Genomic DNA, 18351 nt, shown 5'->3' on the forward strand with positions numbered 1-18351 from the left:
TCTTTGTATGGAGAAACCATTCGGAGGCTATATGAAAAAATACTTCAAGCTGGGCATACCACTCACAATTTCTTGTGCGGTTTTGCTTGGTGGCTGTAGCTCACCTAACCCGTACGGAGATGCATACGGCTCGACAGACACTCGTAAAGTTCAGCAGGTTTACTACGGAACCGTAGAAAAAGTTGCACCAGTCACCATCGATGCCTCTACTCAATCCAACGCCATCGGCACAATTGCAGGTGCCGCCGTGGGTGGTATTTTAGGGTCGAAAGTTGGAGGTGGTTCTGGTTCGGATATCGCCGCTATTGGTGGTGGTTTGCTAGGTGGTTATGCTGGTAGTAAAGCCGCTGAAGCAACTGCGAAAAAAAACGGTGTAAACCTGACCATTCGCCTAGAGAGTGGAAAGATCATTTCTGTCGTTCAAGAAGCAAATCCAAATATGATTTTCCAGCCAGGGCAAGCCGTCCAAGTCAACATGTCTGGTAGTGACGCAAGAGTTGTTCCTCGCTGATTTGAGCACTATTCGTCCGTTCCATTGGTCTGCTTTATACCCAAGTAACCTCGAGATGCTTGGTTCAGCGAGAATGACTTGGGTATATATAGTCTAAAGTTGCTGATCCGCGCAAGCACTCGTCACTTACTCACAGGCTTGCGCGTTCCTTTTTGTATCAAGTTTGGGCTTTGTTGCGTAATTCACTTTCTAAGTGGAACAATATCGCCCGATCTTTCCATGGTTCTTCGCGTGTTTGCTAGAGTAAGCTAGGCAAAAACTTTTACACCTGTGATCGTTGATAACCTCAACTAAACAGCAAAACCTTCAGCGCAGCTTCGCTATCGACATCCATAAACTCTGGTGGGTTATCTAAACGCTCACGGAATGTCAGCTCAGGCGCTTCTTCCCTCATGCTTTCAATTAAGAAATCGCTGGTCACTGATGGCGAGTTAACACACGCTAACACCTGACCACCCTCTGCCAATAAATCTGGCAAACGGCGAAGAATCTTTTTGTAATCTTTGGTGAGTGCAAAGCTGCCTTTCTGGAATGACGGCGGATCAATGATGATCATATCGTACTGGCCCGCTTTCTTAATCTTGCCCCACGACTTAAAAATATCGTGCCCCATAAAACTGACTTGGTTGATATTATGGCCATTCAACTTATGGTTTTCACGACCTTTAGCCAGTGATGCCCTAGCCATGTCGACGTTAACCACTTTATCCGCACCACCAGCAATTGCTGCCACAGAAAAGCCACACGTGTAAGCAAACAGGTTAAGTACGTTTTTGTGCTTCGCGTTTTCACGTACCCAGTCGCGACCATAGCGCATATCAAGGAATAGACCGAAGTTCTGGTTACGACCAATGTCTAACTGATACGTCAAACCACTTTCTTCAACCACAGGTCGAGCATCTAACTCACCCAATAGAATTTCAGAAGGTGCGCCGTCAGCGTAACGGTGCTGAATCACGATAGTACGACCTTGTTTCTCTGTCCACAGAGCAGACTCAGAGAGCGCGTTCAATCCTGCCTTTAACCCGCCGAGAAACGCCTCATCCACCTCTTTAAATAGGTTAATGATCAACTGACCTTGTAACCAATCACAGGTGATTTGCTCTAAACCTTCAAATCGACGGCCCCGACCGTGAAACAGTCGGCGAATTTCATTTGGAGCTTGCGTAAGCTCAGCTTCTAGATGCTGGAAAAACAGCGGAAGTTGTGATGCTTGCATCGAATTCTCTTATTCGTTTTCTTTGTGATGGTTATTTGATCGTAGGCCAGTTAAGTTCCCACGGAGAAAGCCAAGTATCGACACCTTGAGATACGATTTCTTTGTGCCATTTAATGCCCAGCGCCTTATGTGTACGTGGATCGCAAACAAAGCGATGTGTTTCACCTTGATACGGGAAACACAATGAAAATGCATGTAAGTAACCACGGTCAGCGTCATTACCTGCATTGTAAATGTGATCGCCAACAATACCTGACCCCACTGATTTTAATGCCACGCGAATTTGGTGGGTTTTGCCAGTGTGCGGCTTGCATAAAAACAGACGCTCTCCCGACTCTGCAGCGAGCGAGAAGAATTGAGTAATCGCTGGATTCGTTTTGCTGTTAACCAGTTTCCACGAGGAACGACGAGAACGCTCCATGTCACCGATGACCAAACCTTGCTTTTTCTTGGGCTTTTTTGAGCCAATCGCCAGGTAGAACTTCTCTACTTCACGGTCTGCAAATGCCTGAGACAACGCACTTGCCGCTTTCGCATTGCGGCCCAAAAGCAAAATACCAGAAGTCATTTTGTCGAGACGGTGGATAAGATACAACTGCTCATCACCACTTTGTTTTGCTACTTCTTGCAGCAGCATGGTATCGCCATCGTCCTTGTGTACTGAGACATTGGGATGTTTATTGATGACCAAAAAATCTGGCTGAGTGTGTAGAATGTCGAACATAAAAAACGGGCTCCACGTTTAGAGCCAGAAGTATACCGATTCTCAGCGATTAGGCGAACTTAAATGTGTACCCAGGTACCCTCGGGGGGCTTGACTCAGCAAGAGTAACTTGGTTTGCTGACGAAGCGTTAATTTAAAGGTCTCGTGGTCCTTAACCAAGAATAGGTAATGCCTTTCAACCAATCAATAATGAATACAAAAGCGGGAGCCTATAAGAGGCTCCCGCTTGTCAACTTCCGATTTAGGTCGGCTGTGTTTCGCTTACAACTTCTTAGAGAAAATACCAGCAAGTACAATAATACCTATACCTACTAGCATGATTTCACCCTTACCGCTGTCGAACCCAGACTTGATACCCATAAAGGCTACGATAGCAATAGCAACAGGGATTACGTATTTAACTAGGTTGTACCAAAGGCCAAATAGTGGGAAAGAAACGTTACCATCGTTCGTGATTTCTTTCTCAAGATCAGCACGGTTTAAGCGCCAGCCAGCAAAGATACATACCAACATACCGCCAACCGCTAGGAAGATCTTATCGGTCAATAGATCGAAGATATCGAATGCGCCAGTACCGAATAAAGTTGGACCAACACCACCAAGAGATAGTGATGCAATCACACATAGTACAGCCATAACTAAGCTCGAAGAAATTACTGCTGTCGAGCGTTTCAAGCCTTTTTCATCGATTAAGTAAGACACGACAACCTCAAGCAGAGAAACCGAAGACGTCAGTGCTGCGACTGTTAGACCAATGAAAAACATAAGAGCGAGTAGAAAACCAATTACGCCGCCCATTTCAGCAAACAACTGAGGTACAACAACAAATACAAGACCAGGGCCAGCTGCGGGCTCCATACCAAAGGCGAACATTGCCGGGAACATGGCGACACCCGCTAGAATCGCAACACCTGTATCCATCGCAGTAACCAAACCTGTGGTTTGAACTAGGTTTTCTTTTCTCTTCAAGTAAGAGCCGTAAGTCATCATACAACCCATACCAAGGCTTAAAGAGAAGAATGCCTGCCCCAACGCCGCCAGCACTACATTGCTGTCCACTTTTGAGAAGTCTGGCATGAATAGGAATTCAAGTCCCGCCATCGCACCCGGTAGCATCAAACCTTTCACTGAAACAACGATCAGGATAAGGAATAGAAGAGGCATAAGAATTTTACCCGCTTTCTCAATACCACCAGAAATGCCTTTCATTACGATTACGATATTAAGGCATAGGTAAATGCCCATCCACATCAGAGGTTGAAGCGGATGTGAAATGAATCCACCGAAGCTGTCACCAATGGCTTCAGGAGTACTAAGCAACCCGCCGCCGACTTTGAAAATGTATGCTAGCGCCCAGCCACCCACGACAGGGTAGAAGCCCATGATCAGTAAACCACTTAGGACACCAATAACACCAGTAAATGCCCAGCGACGGTCAGTCGACTTAAAAGCGCCGACGGCTGACAGACCAGTCTTACGACCAATAGCAAACTCCGTAAGCATTACGCTAAAGCCGATAAAAATAACAAACAGCAGGTAAATAGCGACGAACGCACCACCGCCGCTCTCACCAGCTGTATACGGAAACTTCCAAATATTACCTAAACCGACAGCGGAACCCGCTGCTGCCATTACGAAGCCTAGTTTAGACCCCCACGTATCACGTGATGCTGCTGTATTTGTAGCCACGCTTTTTCTCCAAAATGTTGTGTTTGCAAAAAGGATAGGCGTCGAGAGTATGTTTGTGTAAATATGAATATACACTTATAAGGTGTTTAAGTGACGCTCTATGTATAGTCAGTAAAGCAGTTTCAATATAAAATTGGAAGCCCGTACAGAACATTTACCGCACAAATATATTTTCACTCCTTCCATATGCTGTTTTTTTGTGCAAAATCTACCACATCATCCAATTTTCTTTGCACCGACGAAACGAAATAAACATCACTATAAAATAGCTCTCATATTACAAATATTGTTTTACTAGTAAGATTATGAAAATAGTTCCCCGTTCTGGCATTTACGCTTAATATCCATATTGGATTTATTACTTTTGACTTATATGGACAAGTTCTATCATTTTATTACCCTTGCTGGTATTGGGCTTTACTGGTTTCTCGTTGCTGGTGTGACTATTCGCGTCGTTTTGAAACGTCGCGCTGTTAGCATCTCTCTTGCGTGGCTGATGATCATCTACATTCTGCCTGTGCTTGGCATTGCTTGCTATTTCTTGTTTGGTGAGCTTAACCTTGGTCGAAAACGTGCAGAAAGGGCCAGATTGATGTTCACACCTTTCCAACAGTGGTTCACTCAGTTGAACGACTGTAACGCGCATGTTCCCGAAGCAATGGGACGCCATATTTATCGCATTGACGAGTTATGTAACAATCGCTTGGGGCTTCCTGCACTCAGTGGTAACACTCTTTCTCTTCAGCGATCACCAGACGAGATCCTTCACTCCATCATTGAAGATATTGAAAAAGCACAACACAGTATTCGCATGGTGTTCTACATTTGGCACCCCGGCGGCTTAGCCGACTCTGTCGCTTCAGCACTCATTCAAGCGGCGAAACGTGGTGTGGACGTAAAACTGCTTCTCGACTCTGCTGGCAGTCCGCGTTTCTTCCGCAGCCCTTGGTATAAAATGATGAAAGATGCGGGTATCGATGTGGTGCAAGCATTAGAAGTAAAAATGTGGCGTATCTTCCTGCGCCGGCTGGACTTGCGCCAACACCGAAAAATCATTGTCATCGATAACGAGATCGCCTATACGGGCTCAATGAACTTGGTTGACCCTGCTTTCTTTAAACAAAGCCGTGGTGTTGGACAGTGGATTGATATCATGGTGCGTATTACTGGCCCAACAGTAAACGTATTGAGTGCGATCCACTGTTGGGACTGGGAAGTCGAAACGGGCGATAGACAACTGCCGACGCACCCTGAATGCAAAGTCGACGACGATAAGTACCAACATCCAATTCAAGTCGTGCCGTCAGGGCCGGGAATGCCGGAATACTTAATTTACCAAGTTTTGACCTTGGCAATCAACCAAGCGAATCGCTTGGTAAGGATTACGACTCCTTACTTTGTTCCAAGCACTGACCTACTCGAAACCTTAAAAATGACGGCACAACGGGGAGTGAATGTAGAGCTGATCATTCCTCATAAGAACGATTCTATGATGGTACAGTGGGCATCTCGTGCTTTCTACAGTGAGCTCATGTTCGCTGGTGTGAAAATCTATGAGTTCTATGGCGGTTTACTGCATACAAAATCAGTCGTGATTGATGACCAGTTCTGTCTAGTTGGCACAGTGAATATGGATATGCGAAGCCTATGGTTAAACTTTGAAGTAACACTTGCAGTAGATGACGAAACATTCACCAAGCAGATGGCGTATTTGCAAGATACCTATATCCAGCAGTCTCATACCGTCGATAAAAATGAGTGGGCGAAGCGCAGTATATTTTCTCGCCTATTAGAGCGTGTGTTCTACTTATTTAATCCGTTGCTGTAATAAATAACCTATAGTTCCTAACACTCTATCTAACCGGCAGGTTCATACTGTCGGTTTCTTATTTACTTCTCTATTCTACGTTTTTCGAGTGATGCTCCGACAAGTCACTTCATTTCCCTTGCAAACCACCCTTGCTCCATGTTTTAAATACTAAGATTTCGTATTATAGACAGGGAACTTTTATGTCAGAGGGCAAAAAGACCAAGCTCGTTACCGCAGGTCGCAACAAGAAATGGACTAACGGTGTGGTCAACCCACCAGTACAACGGGCATCTACCATAGTATTCGATACCGTTGCTGAGAAAAACCAAGCGACGATCAATCGCGCTAACAAAACGCTCTTCTATGGACGCCGAGGCACAAATACACACTTCGCCTTTCAAGACGCTATGGTGGAAGTAGAAGGCGGCGCTGGCTGTGCGCTTTACCCGTGTGGCACAGCTGCGATTTCTAACGCCATACTGTCTTTTGTCAAAACGGGCGATCATATCTTGATGGTCGATACCTGCTACGAGCCGACGCGCGATTTTTGTGACACCATCATGAAGAAGATGGGCGTCGAAACCACTTACTTCGATCCTATGATTGGAGCGGACATTCGCGACCTTATTCAGCCGAATACAACCGTGCTTTTCTTGGAGTCTCCTGGTTCAATCACCATGGAAGTGATGGATGTTCCTACCCTAGCAAACATTGCCCACGAACAAGACGTCATCGTCATGTTGGATAACACATGGGCTGCTGGCGTGAACTTCTCCCCATTTGAACATGGTGTTGATATCTCTATCCAAGCAGCGACCAAGTACATCGTTGGACACTCAGATGTTATGTTGGGTACAGCGGTTGCCTGTGAGAAATACTGGGACCAATTGCGTGAGCAAAGTTACCTGATGGGTCAATGCGTGTCTCCTGATGACGCGTACCTTGCTCTGCGCGGTATTCGCACTCTGGATGTGCGTCTACGCCAACATGCAGAAAATAGTCTCAAGATAGCAAAATGGTTGGCAACTCGCCCTGAAGTCGATCACGTTCGCCATCCAGCTCTAGAAAGCTGTCCGGGTCATGAATTTTTTAAGCGTGATTTCACTGGCGGTAATGGCCTGTTCTCATTCGTTTTGAAGACATCGTATACAAAAGCAACGACAGCATTCTTGGATGGCATGCAACACTTCAGTATGGGGTATTCATGGGGTGGTTTCGAGAGTTTGATTTTAGCCAACGAACCAAAAAGTTTTGACAATTTGCGCACAGTAGCGAATCCAAACTTCGAAGGTACGTTGGTACGTCTGCACATTGGCCTTGAAAATGTGGAAGATCTCATTGCCGACCTTGAAGCAGGTTTCGAACGATACAACGACCTAGTGCTTATGAGAGAAGTATCTTTATAAACGCTTGGACAATCGAATAAATAGCCTCGTATTTCGAGGCTATTCTCCTTTTATCGGCAGTCTATCAAATTAACACTAAAACACTGCCTTGATAAAAATCTCCCCATCCCTCCACATTCGCCAATTTAATGTTCATTAAAACTGTTGATTTTCTTTTGAACAGTCACAGAACAAAACAATCCACTGCGAATGAATGTCTCATACTGAAAACTTGTCTTCTAATTTGTAAGCCGACACAGGGTCACACCATAAGGAGAAAGTTTTGAAACTAAAAATCATAACAACAATGCTTTTCACTTTGAGCACATTACCCTTTTCATCTTCCAACGCCAGTGACTACACAGAAACAAAATACCCCATCGTCCTTGTTCACGGATTATTTGGCTTTAATACCTTAGCCGGTGTCGATTACTTCTACGGTATTCCTCACTCTCTGACCAAGGACGGGGCAACCGTTTATCTCACACAAGTTTCCGCAGCCAACAGCAGTGAAGCACGTGGAGAGCAGCTTCTGGCTCAGGTTGAAACATTACTTGCTGCAACAGGAGCAGAAAAGGTCAACTTAATGGGACATAGCCAAGGAGGACCGACAACACGTTACGTTGCTTCAATACGCCCCGATTTGGTGGCATCAGTAACCAGCATCGGTGGTGTGAACAAAGGGTCCAAAGTGGCTGATATCATAAGAAACAATATTCGCGAAGGCTCCACCGGTGAGGATATTGCGGTAAAACTGGCAGAAGGGTTAGTGACACTCATCAACCTATTGTCTGGTGGTGCTGACCTTGCTCAAGATCCACTCGCTTCCTTAGGCTCACTCACCACTGAGGGTGCACTCAAATTTAACCAGTATTACCCTGAGGGCTTGCCAACCAGCGCATGTGGAGAGGGTGACTTATTGGCTGAAAATGGCGTGCACTACTATTCATGGACAGGATCTTCAACCTTTACCAATCTTTTTGATCCTACAAGCAGTGCGATGTTGATTTTGGGCCTGGCGTTCGATTCTCCTAACGACGGGCTTGTAGATGCGTGCAGCACTCACTTAGGCAAAGTGATTCGTGATGATTACAAAATGAACCACCTTGATGAAATCAACGGCCTACTCGGTATCCACCATCTTTTTGAGACCGATCCACTAACACTGTACCGCCAGCACGCGAATCGTCTAAAACTTCAAGGCTTGTAACAAGGAGTCAATCATGAAGAAAGCTGCTCTTGCCACCTTGTCCGTTGTATTACTCACTAGTGTCGGGGCGGCTTTATATCAAGCTCAACAATCGCAACCGCTGAAGGCTGAGTCACAACAAGATACCACTATTGACCTCTCTTCACAGAAAGACTTCTTCGAATATTCATTGAGTGGTTTGGGCGAAAAAAATCTTGAAACTATCATCGCCGATGTCAAAGCAGGCGAGTCTCAACACCATAATCTCGGCATCAAATCAGATTTATTCGAAGTCTACCTTTCGTATAAAAATGCGCTTTCTGAGCTTGAGCCTTTTGAGGGAAATTCATTATCATGGCGAGAATTGAAGCGGCTGGACGATGCCATTTTAGCGGTGCAAAGCTCATTTTTTACCGACGAACAAATTGCCCACCTATTCGATGAAGAAAACAGATTGCGCAAGCTAGCAATAGACAAACTCAGCATTCAAACAGCCAAGTTAGATGCAAGTACCAAACAACAAATGCTCGAAGAAATCCTCTCTGAGCAGCCTGCGTACATTCAACAAAGTGAGCGTAATAACGCACTAGTTATGAAGCTTAATCAAAGTTCTAAAATGGACGCACAAGAAAAGTATTTGGCTCGTGTTAACTTGGTCGGTGAAGAGGGAGCTAGACGCCTACAAGCTTTGGATGACAAACGGCTCGCTTTTAATGCCTTACTCGCCGACTTTTTACAAAAGCGTGTCGAAATCCTAAACAACGATTTTCTGGGTGAGGAAGAAAAGAAATTTGAAGTTGCCGGATTAAGAGAACAGAGTTTTGATGAAAAACAGTGGCGTCGCATCGAAGCATTAGAAAGAATTTATGATAGCGAGCAAAAATAAACGAGGAGTCAGGCACTGTTTGCCAGTAAAGTCGCAGGGGTTGAAATCAATACCATTGATTGGTGTAACTTTTCCAAGCTTTGGATACAGCCAAATTAATGTTTAAAAGGTAACTGGCTTTACTTGGTGCCAAGTCTATCTAGACAGTGCACCTTCGCTCATGCCAGTCTCCTTTTACATTTTGCTATGTCTAGAAGTAATAACTATTAGTTGGATTTTTTCGGGCAACTTACCACGTGGTCATCGACCATACCGACTGCTTGCATGAAGGCGTAACAGATCGTCTCGCCCACAAACTTAAAGCCTTTCTTTTTGAGGAACTTACTCATCGCTTTGGATTGTTCCGTAGAGACTGGCACTTGAGTCACGTCTGTCCAATGATTTACGATGGGTTTGCCATCAACAAACTGCCATAGAGCATTAGATAGACTCCCATACTCTGCAATTAATCGCTTTGCCGCTTTAGCGTTGTTAAATACTGAGTTGATTTTGCCACGGTGTCTAACCACGTCGAAATTGTCAACGATGAGCTCAGTACGTACTTCATCACGTTGAACAAGCTTATCCAAATCGTAGTTTTCAAATGCCTCGCGATAGCCTGCTCGCTTTTTCAGAATCGTAATCCAGCTCAAACCCGCTTGTGCGCCCTCTAACGTAATAAATTCAAACAACAGGGTATCATTGTGAACAGGCACCCCCCATTCGGTATCGTGATATTCAAGCTCTAGTGGATGGTTCATTGCCCATGAGCACGTATTCTGTTCCATATTCAATCCTTATAAAAACGCCCCTGACATAAGCCAAAGGCGTTTAGAACGTTATTTAAACAAGTGACTTAAACTCGTTGTTAGTTTGGTACTGCCACCTTGTGGAATAAACGATAAAGCACTGGCACAACAATCAATGTCAGCACTGTTGCAAAACCCAATCCAAACATAATGGTTACCGCCATTGGTTTAAAGAAAATATCCGGTAAGAGTGGAATCATACCAAGGATAGTGGTGATCGCTGCCATACATACCGGGCGAACGCGGCTGATCGCAGCATCCACAACCGCATCATACGCATCTTTACCTGACTGCATTTCAATCTCAATTTGATCAAGCAGCACGATACCATTTTTCAGTACCATACCCGATAAGCTCAAGAAACCAAGTAATGCCATAAAGCCAAACGGCGTATTCAAAGCAAGTAGACCCGTGGTCACACCAATAATGGCCAGAGGCACCGTCAACCAAACAATCAGGGGCTCTTTGATTGAGTTAAACAAGAAGATGGTAATTAAGAACATGAACAGGTACCCCATTGGCATCGTAGAAAACAATGATGCTTTCGCCTTTCCTGACGACTCATATTCACCACCCCACTCTAGCGAATAACCCGGCGGCATCGCTATTGACTCAATCGCTGGCTGCAAACGCTTTTGTAATGTTGCTGCTGTCTCTTCACCTAGAATATCTGGATCAGCCATGACAGTTAGCATGCGTTTGCGATTTTTACGAACGATGATTGGGTCTTCCCAACGCATGTCATAACCCATAGTTACCTGCTGTAGAGGAATGAATTCGCTCTGCGCTGGGCTCCAAATCTTCATGCCTTCGATGTTACGAATGTCGATACGCTCATCTTCAGGAAGTCGTGCAACTATTGGCATTAACGTGGTGCCATCACGGTAAAGACCTATCGTCATACCCGAGAAGGACATCGATAAAAAATCATCAACATCAGACTTGGTGATACCGTAACGGCGTGCTTGACTCTCATTAAATTGGGGCTCCAGAACTTGTGTGCGTTCACGCCAGTCATGACGAACGTTAGTTGCACCCGGATCGGCGTACATTACGTCCATTATTTGCGCCGCAATAGAACGAAGCACGGTTGGGTCAGACCCAATGATTCGCGCCTCAATCTTCGCCCCCCCACCAGGCCCCAACTCAATTTGCTTCAATTTGTAGTTAATTTCTGGGTAGTTGGTTTTGATATGTGCTCTAAAGCGGTCCATTAGTGGCGCTAAGGCTTCATAATTGTCAACTCGCGTCGTGATTTCACCATAAGCGGCGTAGCTTTTCTCTGGTGCATAAGTCAGCATGAAACGCTGTAAGCCCTTACCTGCCGTTGTCGTGATGTGATCAACATGCTCTTGCTCGGTAAGCCAACCCTCCAGCTCTTCAAGTGTATCATTCGTCGCTCGAATATCTGTCCCTTCAGGGAGCCACACATCCAGCTGGAAAATAGGCGTCGTTGAAGAAGGAAAGAACGCTTGTTTAACGTAGGTAAACCCATAGACACTCGCTGCAAGACCTGCGACCAATACACCGACAGTAAACCATGCTCGGCGCATACAAAAACCTAGGAACTTCTTGTACATGACAAACACTATGCCATTATATGGGTCGTTATCCTCGCCCTCACCACTCTTAATTTTCTGACCTTTAAAGAAAATGTCCGCAAAGAACGGCGTCAGAGAGATGGCCGTAAACCAGCTCAACATCAATGAAATAAGCAGTACTGTAAACAAGGTACCACAGTACTCACCCGTTGAGTCCTCAGACAGACCGATAGGCGCAAATGCTGTGACCGCTATAACCGTTGCCCCCAGCAGTGGCCACTTAGTTTGCGTGACGATATCCGTCGCGGCTTGCAGTCTGGTTCGCCCTTTTTGAGTGCCTATCAGTATCCCTTCCACGACCACAATGGCGTTATCGACCAGCATACCTAGGGCAATAACCAGGGCACCAAGCGAGATACGCTGCAAATCGATGGCTAGGTACTTCATAAAAATGAAGGTGCCCAATACGGTCAACAATAAGATTAAGCCAATCAACAGACCAGAGCGCAGCCCCATGAAGAAAAGTAATACAACGATCACGATACCAACCGCTTGTGCCAAGCTGATAACAAAACCACTGACAGATTTATCTACTTCTTTCGGCTGGTTATAGATTTCTGAAATCTCTACCCCTACCGGCTGTTGGTACTTAAGTTCGGCAACACGACGGTCAAATGCTTTACCAACTTCAACAACATTTACGCCCTGAGCAAAGGAAACGCCAAGATTCAGTGCCAATTGGCCGTTATAGGTAATAATATTGGTTGGAACGTCAACGTAACCGCGTTTGATGTCCGCTACGTCTTTCAAGAAGATCAGACCTTGCGCACCTGACTCTGTTAATAATAGATCACCAAGTTCATCAACACTTTGGAATTCACCGGTTGGTTGGATCCGAATATATTCGTTACCGATTCGGATAGCACCTGCATCCGACACGACATTTTGTGTAGAAAGCAGGTTAAATACCGTGTTGGGTGAGAGTCCAAGGCTACTTAGTTTCTTCATCGAAATCTCAATGAAAACTTGCTCTTGTTGTTGGCCAGATACCGAGACTTTACTCACCCCATCAACCAATTCGAGCTCACGCCTTAAATAGTCAACATAATCAAGTAATTCTTTATAGCTGTAACCATCACCATTTACCGCAAGTAAGATACCGTATACGTCACCAAAATCATCAATGACTGACGGTTCGTTTACGCCCGGCGGTAATGAACCCTTTAAATCGTTGACCTTGCGACGTAACTCATCCCATATCTGTGGTAAGTCATCTGGCCCATAGTTATTTTTCATGGTCACGGTGATTTGGGATAAACCACGGCTAGAAATAGAGTTAACCTCATCCACATAAGTTAACTGCTGGATGGCTTTTTCTAACGGGTATGTCACTTCTTCCTCAACCTGTTGAGGAGTAGCACCGGGATAAGCTGTCACCACCATTGCATCTTTGATCGTAAAGGCTGGGTCTTCTAAACGACCTAAACCAAAGAATGCGGCGGTACCACCAATCAAAAAGATCAACGAAACCATCCAACTGATGACACGGTTGCGAATAAAGTACGCAGCAATGCCCGTTACGTTTTCATCCCCCTCTTGAGGCGCAACGTTATTCTTCTCACTCATTGTTTGCCTCCTGCTTAACTACTTCCACTGTCATGCCATCTCTCAATCGGGAAACGCCCGCTACAACCACTTTATCATCAAGCTTTAGACCATCAAGAATCTGCACCGAGGTCTGCGATGCTTTACCTGCGCGTACTTGTTTGCGAGTCACGGTATTGTCATTGTTCAAGATCCAAACAAATTTGTTCTCACGATTCAGATCATCACCATCGGCATTAAAGATGGCTTCAATTGGCACGTTAATGCCGATATTGAGGCCGAGACCAGTTTTCTCATCTTTTGATGTCACATCCACTGGCATACCATCAAGAATAAATTCGTTTTCAGGCATTGGTAGAGACAGCGTAACCGTAAAGGTGCCTGTGTTTGGATCTGGCTCCGTAGTGAATTCTTTGATTTGGGCGTTGTATTCGTTGCCACTCGGTACGCGAACCACAGCATTAATTGCCGTAAGATGCTCTTCAGTCGAAGGCTGATTGACGTACAAGCGGTCAGGAAGTTGAATCAGTATCTCAACACGATCCACACTATGAATATTCACTATGTATTGGCCAACTTGAATATTCTCAAATTGGTCTACGTTCACGCGCGAAATAACACCGTCAACAGGTGCTTTTAGCTCGGTAAATGACAAATGAAGCTTGGCCAAATCAAGTTCAGCAAGAGCAATTTGGCGTTGCGCTGCAATTTCATCAAATTGTGATTTTGCCAGTAAGCCTTTCTTTACCAGCGGAGCTGAACGGCGGTATTGACTGTCGATCACAGAAAAACGCGCTGATGCGTTATCGACATCCAACAGGTAATCGGTTGGATCTAAAGTGGCAATAACGTCTCCCTTTGAGACCTTATCCCCCTCTCGGACTAAAACGCGGCTCAGCTCTCCCGCAACTCGGAAGCTAAGGTGTGAGCGTTCAGCAGCATTCGCGATGGCAGGGAAATACAAATTGTCATCAACCTTTTGACCTTCCAAGGAAGCGACTCGAACGCGAGGAGTGTCTAATTCTCTTTGCGGCCCTTTGTCACCACAACCAGCAAGAAGTATCGCCGAGCACAGTGTTGTTAACGTTAAAATTCCTTTCATATTACAACCCTCGCTCCTTCACCCACTCACGAACTTTTATGCCCGGTTCAATGGCTTTCACTCCGGATATGATAATTTGGTCTCCGTCATCCAAACCCGACTCAATTTGTTGCTTATCATTTAGCGTTACAAATGCTTTTTCGACAATACCTTGGTCGCTCACGCGCCAAACACATGTTTTGTCGTCTTCGATAAACAGTGCCGAACTGGGAATTCTTGTTGCCCCTGCATTTTCAGACACCAAATCCACATTACCAGACATACCCGGCAGTATCCCGACACCTTCTGGACGAGCCATCACCATAGTGACCTTATAACTGCCAGTTTTTGGATCCGCTTCAGTATCAATCTCTTGGAAGGTCAGCTCAAACGAACGCTCAGGGAAAGCGTCGAACTTCATCGTTGCGTAGACATTGGCACCTTGAGTGAATTTACTCAACAAGTGATCAGGCAATTGGAACTGCACTTTCATCACTTGATTGGTTTGAATATTCATGACGCCCTCTTTGGCTGCTACGTATTCATGATTTTCCGCAGGTAGGTAAGAGATAGTGCCATCATAAGGTGCAATAAGCTTGGTGTATCTTAGATTTGCTTTAGCCTGATCCCATTGGGCCTTTGCTGAGTTGTGATTCGCTTTTGCTGCATCGAAATCTTGTTCGGATACCACTTGTTCTTTTCGCAGTTTTTTTGAGCGTTCATACTGAACGTCGGCAAGGGTATAGTTCGCTCGAGCTTGCTTTTCGAGAAGTGAATACTCGTCAGGATTGAGTACCGCGAGCACGTCACCTTTCTTAACCATTTGTCCTGCATTGACCTCTATCGATTGAAGCAAGCCTGGGACTCGAAACGCGAGTACAGCCCGATCACCGGCCTCTGTTGTTGCAGGGAAATGTCTTTCAAATTGAGCATCACCAACAGAGACAGTGAAAAGTTTGGCGGGGCGAGACTCAGGTTCAGGAACAGGGGGCTGCTCTTTTCCACAACCTGAGAGAATCGCTATGACAGCGATTGGAATGAGCACTTTTCTCATCTTAATTCATCCATTTGAAATCTAATCTCTTCAAAGTAGATGAATTTGTATTGCTCTTCTAGAGCAACAGAGTAAAAAAATCTTTAAAAATAGTAATTTGAGACGAAAATCAAGCAGACCTAAGCCTGCTCTATCTATAAATTAGCCATTCATCACTAGAGACTATTAAACTCTCTATTTATATGATACCTGTCGGAGGTCACATAGGCTTCCATACTACGGATTTTTCCGTCAATGTGGTTTAAGTCATTCTCTAATATATTTAGTAGCTGCTCCGGACTCTGGCCTTTCTGCCAAGGCTTGCTTTTCAGCGTATGTTCTTCCCGAGACTTCATACTCTCAGTATAAGTCACCGGCTGCTTTTCTAGCATAAAAGACATGGCGATGTAGACCAAAAGCACAAGGAAGGTGCCGCCGAGCAAAGCTGCTGAAATGACCACAATTCGAATCAGCCAAACTTCCGCACCAAAATAGTTTGCGATCCCAGCACACACGCCGGAAATTTTGCCATTTACAGGGTCACGATACAGTTCTCGTCTAGTCATACTTGCGCCTCCACGTTGGAGATTCTGCGTCTAGTATACGCTCCAATGTTTCAACACGAGACTGCATTACTTCCGCTTTTTCAGACAGTATCTGAAGACGCTCCAAATCCTGTTCAGACAGCGCGCTGTCTGCTCTTCGTTTGCTTCGATAATGCAGTAAAAGCCATAATGGGGCGACAAAAATTAAAAAGACAATCACTGATCCAGTAAAAAAGAATGTCAACATAAATGGCTCCTTTGTTATTTATCGTTCGATGACATCTTTTCTTTTAGTTTTGCCAACTCTTTTTCAATTTCGTCTTGTGCTTGTAGCTCGGCAAACTCTTGATCGAGTGATTTTGCGTTGCCTGTCTTCGCGTATAGATCCGCCTCTGCTTCCATCTCGTCAATCTTACGAGAATACTGCTCGAACTTCGCCATCGCTTCATGCGTGCGGCCTGCGTGAAGTTGCTTTTGCACATCACGGCGGTTTGATGCCGTTTGGTTACGGATTATCAGTGCTTGTTGCTTTGCTCGCGTTTCGGTAATTTTTGCCTCTAACTTACCGATTTCGCCTGTTAGCTTTTCAATAGTTTCTTCTACTAGTGTTTGCTCAGTATGAAGACCTTTGATCACCTGCTCTAGTTTTTGCTTTTCAATCAGAGCAGCACGCGCCAAATCTTCACGCTCTTTCACCAGAGCAAGACTCGCTTTTTGACCCCACTCAGTGATTTGTTCTTCTAGTGCTTCTACTTTGCGAGCCAACTCTTTTTTGTCTGCAATCGCTTTCGCCGAGTTAGTACGTACCTCAACAAGTGTGTCTTCCATCTCTTGGATGATAAGGCGGATCATTTTTTCAGGATCTTCCGCCTTGTCCAGCAATCCACTGATGTTTGAGTTAACGATATCTGCAAACCGAGAAAAAATACCCATAACGAAACCCCTCTTCTTTCCTAATTAAAACGCGACAAGGTGATGATTCACCTTGTACCTATTTCTAAACATAACAAGTAGCGTGCCAACTTTTATTTTCATTTATAAACAATAACTTAATCAATTTCTTGTTGTGTCACACCCTTGTGCTATGATGGCTTTTACCAACTATTGGTAAATTTCACCAACTTCAATGCTGTAAATCGTGACGAGACAAAATATAAGAAGGATTTTATGAAACAGAACCTTATCGGAGAGTCACCCGCTTTTCTTGCTGTGCTAGATAAAGTATCACAGCTGGCGCCTATTGAGCGCCCCGTTCTCATTATAGGGGAACGAGGCACAGGTAAAGAGCTCATCGCACAACGATTACACTATTTATCAAAGCGCTGGGACAAACCACTGCTTTCTCTAAACTGTGCGACGTTAAGCGAGGGATTGATTGATTCTGAGCTATTTGGCCATGAGTCTGGCTCATTTACTGGATCCAAAGGTAAGCATAAAGGCCGCTTTGAGCGTGCAGAGGGTGGAACCTTATTTCTTGATGAGTTAGCAACTGCGCCACTTCTTGTCCAAGAAAAACTCTTACGAGTGATTGAATATGGTGAGTATGAGCGTGTCGGGGGGCATACTGCGTTGACCGCTGACGTTCGTTTAGTGTGTGCAACCAATGCCGATCTTCCCAGACTCGCCGAGCAGGGGGAATTCCGCGCAGACTTGCTCGACCGTTTAGCATTTGATGTCATCATGCTACCACCACTGAGAGAACGAAAAGAAGACATTCTCTCCCTTGCTGAGTATTACGCCATTAAAATGTGTCGAGAACTGCAGTTAGAATATTTTGTTGGTTTTACGCATCAAGCACAGCAGTCACTGCTTGATTACAAATGGCCCGGCAACGTTCGTGAATTAAAAAATGTCATTGAAAGAGCGATTTACCGTCACGGCTTGAGCTCAGACCCTATTAACGATCTTATCTTTAATCCATTTGAAACAGACTGGGGTAGCGAATTTGGGCACACTGCCAAACAAGACGAAGCAGAAACACCAGATGCCACTCAACACTCTGTGATTCAATTCCCACTCGATTACAAGCAATGGCAGGAAGAGCAAGACATTAAGCTGATTAATCGCGCACTGAAGGAAGCGAAGTTCAACCAACGCCAAGCCGCAGACTTGTTAGGGCTAAGCTACCACCAACTTCGCGGGATGGTCAGAAAATATGGCTTGGTCGGTCAAGGATAATTGTTATCTGTTCTCTCAATCGAGTAATAGCTCACTATACTGAAGTAAAACAACTGGTATAAACAGGTGGTTGTGTTCGACACAAGGTGCGATTTAAGAGAAGGAATAAGGTCAACAACCAGTCAATACAAGGGTAATTTAATCTAACACCCCGCGACACAACGATT

Annotated in this window: 16 protein-coding genes; 6 read left to right on the forward strand and 10 right to left on the reverse strand. The window is 45.0% G+C overall.

Features of this window, described 5'->3' with window-relative positions; all coding sequences use genetic code 11:
• Positions 1 to 31 precede the first annotated feature (31 nt).
• The gene (locus tag AND4_RS05035) at positions 32 to 511 is read left to right on the forward strand and encodes a glycine zipper 2TM domain-containing protein (protein ID WP_043991462.1); all 480 of its coding nucleotides are present in this window, start codon (positions 32 to 34) and stop codon (positions 509 to 511) included.
• A 286-nt stretch (positions 512 to 797) separates the two neighbouring features.
• Here the strand turns inward: AND4_RS05035 and AND4_RS05040 are convergent, their stop codons facing one another.
• The 3 genes from AND4_RS05040 to AND4_RS05050 form a co-directional block, all read right to left on the reverse strand.
• Entirely contained in the window at positions 798 to 1730 is a 933-nt protein-coding gene (locus AND4_RS05040; RefSeq protein WP_009841830.1) for a class I SAM-dependent methyltransferase, read from the reverse strand.
• A gap of 31 nt (positions 1731 to 1761) precedes the next feature.
• A complete protein-coding gene (locus AND4_RS05045; RefSeq protein ID WP_009841831.1) occupies positions 1762 to 2454 on the reverse strand; it encodes a TIGR01621 family pseudouridine synthase in 693 nt (230 codons plus the stop codon).
• Positions 2455 to 2715: 261 nt separating this feature from the next.
• Positions 2716 to 4086, reverse strand: coding sequence for a sodium-dependent transporter (locus tag AND4_RS05050; RefSeq protein WP_043991488.1), 1371 nt, complete (start codon positions 4084 to 4086; stop codon positions 2716 to 2718).
• A 430-nt stretch (positions 4087 to 4516) separates the two neighbouring features.
• Here AND4_RS05050 and cls point away from each other — a divergent pair, with 430 nt between their 5' ends.
• From cls to AND4_RS05070, 4 genes are all read left to right on the forward strand, one after another.
• The gene (cls, locus tag AND4_RS05055; RefSeq protein WP_009841833.1) at positions 4517 to 5971 is read left to right on the forward strand and encodes a cardiolipin synthase; all 1455 of its coding nucleotides are present in this window, start codon (positions 4517 to 4519) and stop codon (positions 5969 to 5971) included.
• 182 nt (positions 5972 to 6153) lie between these two features.
• Complete coding sequence (locus AND4_RS05060; RefSeq protein WP_009841834.1) at positions 6154 to 7359, forward strand: cystathionine beta-lyase; 1206 nt, start codon at positions 6154 to 6156, stop codon at positions 7357 to 7359.
• 286 nt (positions 7360 to 7645) lie between these two features.
• On the forward strand, positions 7646 to 8548 hold the full coding sequence (locus AND4_RS05065) for a triacylglycerol lipase (RefSeq protein WP_043991463.1): 903 nt from the start codon (positions 7646 to 7648) through the stop codon (positions 8546 to 8548).
• Positions 8549 to 8561: 13 nt separating this feature from the next.
• On the forward strand, positions 8562 to 9413 hold the full coding sequence (locus tag AND4_RS05070; protein WP_009841836.1) for a lipase secretion chaperone: 852 nt from the start codon (positions 8562 to 8564) through the stop codon (positions 9411 to 9413).
• Positions 9414 to 9619: 206 nt separating this feature from the next.
• Here AND4_RS05070 and AND4_RS05075 read toward each other — a convergent pair whose 3' ends face one another.
• The 7 genes from AND4_RS05075 to pspA form a co-directional block, all read right to left on the reverse strand.
• Positions 9620 to 10180: a DNA-3-methyladenine glycosylase I gene (locus tag AND4_RS05075; protein ID WP_009841837.1), complete on the reverse strand. Its 561-nt coding sequence runs from the start codon at positions 10178 to 10180 to the stop codon at positions 9620 to 9622.
• A gap of 80 nt (positions 10181 to 10260) precedes the next feature.
• On the reverse strand, positions 10261 to 13368 hold the full coding sequence (gene vmeI, locus AND4_RS05080; RefSeq protein ID WP_009841838.1) for an efflux RND transporter permease subunit VmeI: 3108 nt from the start codon (positions 13366 to 13368) through the stop codon (positions 10261 to 10263).
• Positions 13361 to 14449, reverse strand: coding sequence for an efflux RND transporter periplasmic adaptor subunit (locus AND4_RS05085; RefSeq protein ID WP_009841839.1), 1089 nt, complete (start codon positions 14447 to 14449; stop codon positions 13361 to 13363). The genes vmeI and AND4_RS05085 overlap by 8 nt, the downstream gene beginning before the upstream one ends.
• A 1-nt stretch (position 14450) precedes the next feature.
• The gene (locus AND4_RS05090) at positions 14451 to 15482 is read right to left on the reverse strand and encodes an efflux RND transporter periplasmic adaptor subunit (protein WP_009841840.1); all 1032 of its coding nucleotides are present in this window, start codon (positions 15480 to 15482) and stop codon (positions 14451 to 14453) included.
• Positions 15483 to 15637: 155 nt separating this feature from the next.
• On the reverse strand, positions 15638 to 16027 hold the full coding sequence (gene pspC / locus AND4_RS05095; protein WP_009841841.1) for an envelope stress response membrane protein PspC: 390 nt from the start codon (positions 16025 to 16027) through the stop codon (positions 15638 to 15640).
• Positions 16020 to 16253 (reverse strand): envelope stress response membrane protein PspB, encoded by a 234-nt coding sequence (pspB, locus tag AND4_RS05100; RefSeq protein WP_009841842.1) that lies wholly within the window; start codon positions 16251 to 16253, stop codon positions 16020 to 16022. The genes pspC and pspB overlap by 8 nt, the downstream gene beginning before the upstream one ends.
• Positions 16254 to 16267: 14 nt before the next feature.
• Entirely contained in the window at positions 16268 to 16939 is a 672-nt protein-coding gene (gene pspA, locus AND4_RS05105; protein WP_009841843.1) for a phage shock protein PspA, read from the reverse strand.
• Between the two features lie 234 nt (positions 16940 to 17173).
• On the opposite strand from pspA, the gene pspF reads away from it, so the two are divergent.
• A complete protein-coding gene (gene pspF, locus AND4_RS05110) occupies positions 17174 to 18184 on the forward strand; it encodes a phage shock protein operon transcriptional activator (RefSeq protein WP_009841844.1) in 1011 nt (336 codons plus the stop codon).
• Positions 18185 to 18351: the final 167 nt, after the last annotated feature.

Origin of the sequence: Vibrio sp. AND4, from assembly GCF_000171815.1 — a bacterium.
Taxonomy (GTDB): domain Bacteria; phylum Pseudomonadota; class Gammaproteobacteria; order Enterobacterales; family Vibrionaceae; genus Vibrio.

Excerpts from the sequence above, each read along its gene's own strand:
- AND4_RS05060 (WP_009841834.1), top strand. The coding sequence starts at position 6,154 with ATGTCAGAGGGCAAAAAGACCAAGCTCGTTACCGCAGGTCGCAACAAG.
- AND4_RS05065 (WP_043991463.1), top strand. The coding sequence starts at position 7,646 with ATGCTTTTCACTTTGAGCACATTACCCTTTTCATCTTCCAACGCCAGT.
- AND4_RS05070 (WP_009841836.1), top strand. The coding sequence starts at position 8,562 with ATGAAGAAAGCTGCTCTTGCCACCTTGTCCGTTGTATTACTCACTAGT.
- AND4_RS05035 (WP_043991462.1), top strand. The coding sequence starts at position 32 with ATGAAAAAATACTTCAAGCTGGGCATACCACTCACAATTTCTTGTGCG.
- AND4_RS05075 (WP_009841837.1), bottom strand. The coding sequence starts at position 10,180 with ATGGAACAGAATACGTGCTCATGGGCAATGAACCATCCACTAGAGCTT.
- AND4_RS05045 (WP_009841831.1), bottom strand. The coding sequence starts at position 2,454 with ATGTTCGACATTCTACACACTCAGCCAGATTTTTTGGTCATCAATAAA.
- pspA (WP_009841843.1), bottom strand. The coding sequence starts at position 16,939 with ATGGGTATTTTTTCTCGGTTTGCAGATATCGTTAACTCAAACATCAGT.
- pspB (WP_009841842.1), bottom strand. The coding sequence starts at position 16,253 with ATGTTGACATTCTTTTTTACTGGATCAGTGATTGTCTTTTTAATTTTT.
- pspC (WP_009841841.1), bottom strand. The coding sequence starts at position 16,027 with ATGACTAGACGAGAACTGTATCGTGACCCTGTAAATGGCAAAATTTCC.
- AND4_RS05050 (WP_043991488.1), bottom strand. The coding sequence starts at position 4,086 with ATGGCAGCAGCGGGTTCCGCTGTCGGTTTAGGTAATATTTGGAAGTTT.
- pspF (WP_009841844.1), top strand. The coding sequence starts at position 17,174 with ATGAAACAGAACCTTATCGGAGAGTCACCCGCTTTTCTTGCTGTGCTA.
- AND4_RS05040 (WP_009841830.1), bottom strand. The coding sequence starts at position 1,730 with ATGCAAGCATCACAACTTCCGCTGTTTTTCCAGCATCTAGAAGCTGAG.
- AND4_RS05085 (WP_009841839.1), bottom strand. The coding sequence starts at position 14,449 with ATGAAAGGAATTTTAACGTTAACAACACTGTGCTCGGCGATACTTCTT.
- cls (WP_009841833.1), top strand. The coding sequence starts at position 4,517 with ATGGACAAGTTCTATCATTTTATTACCCTTGCTGGTATTGGGCTTTAC.
- vmeI (WP_009841838.1), bottom strand. The coding sequence starts at position 13,368 with ATGAGTGAGAAGAATAACGTTGCGCCTCAAGAGGGGGATGAAAACGTA.
- AND4_RS05090 (WP_009841840.1), bottom strand. The coding sequence starts at position 15,482 with ATGAGAAAAGTGCTCATTCCAATCGCTGTCATAGCGATTCTCTCAGGT.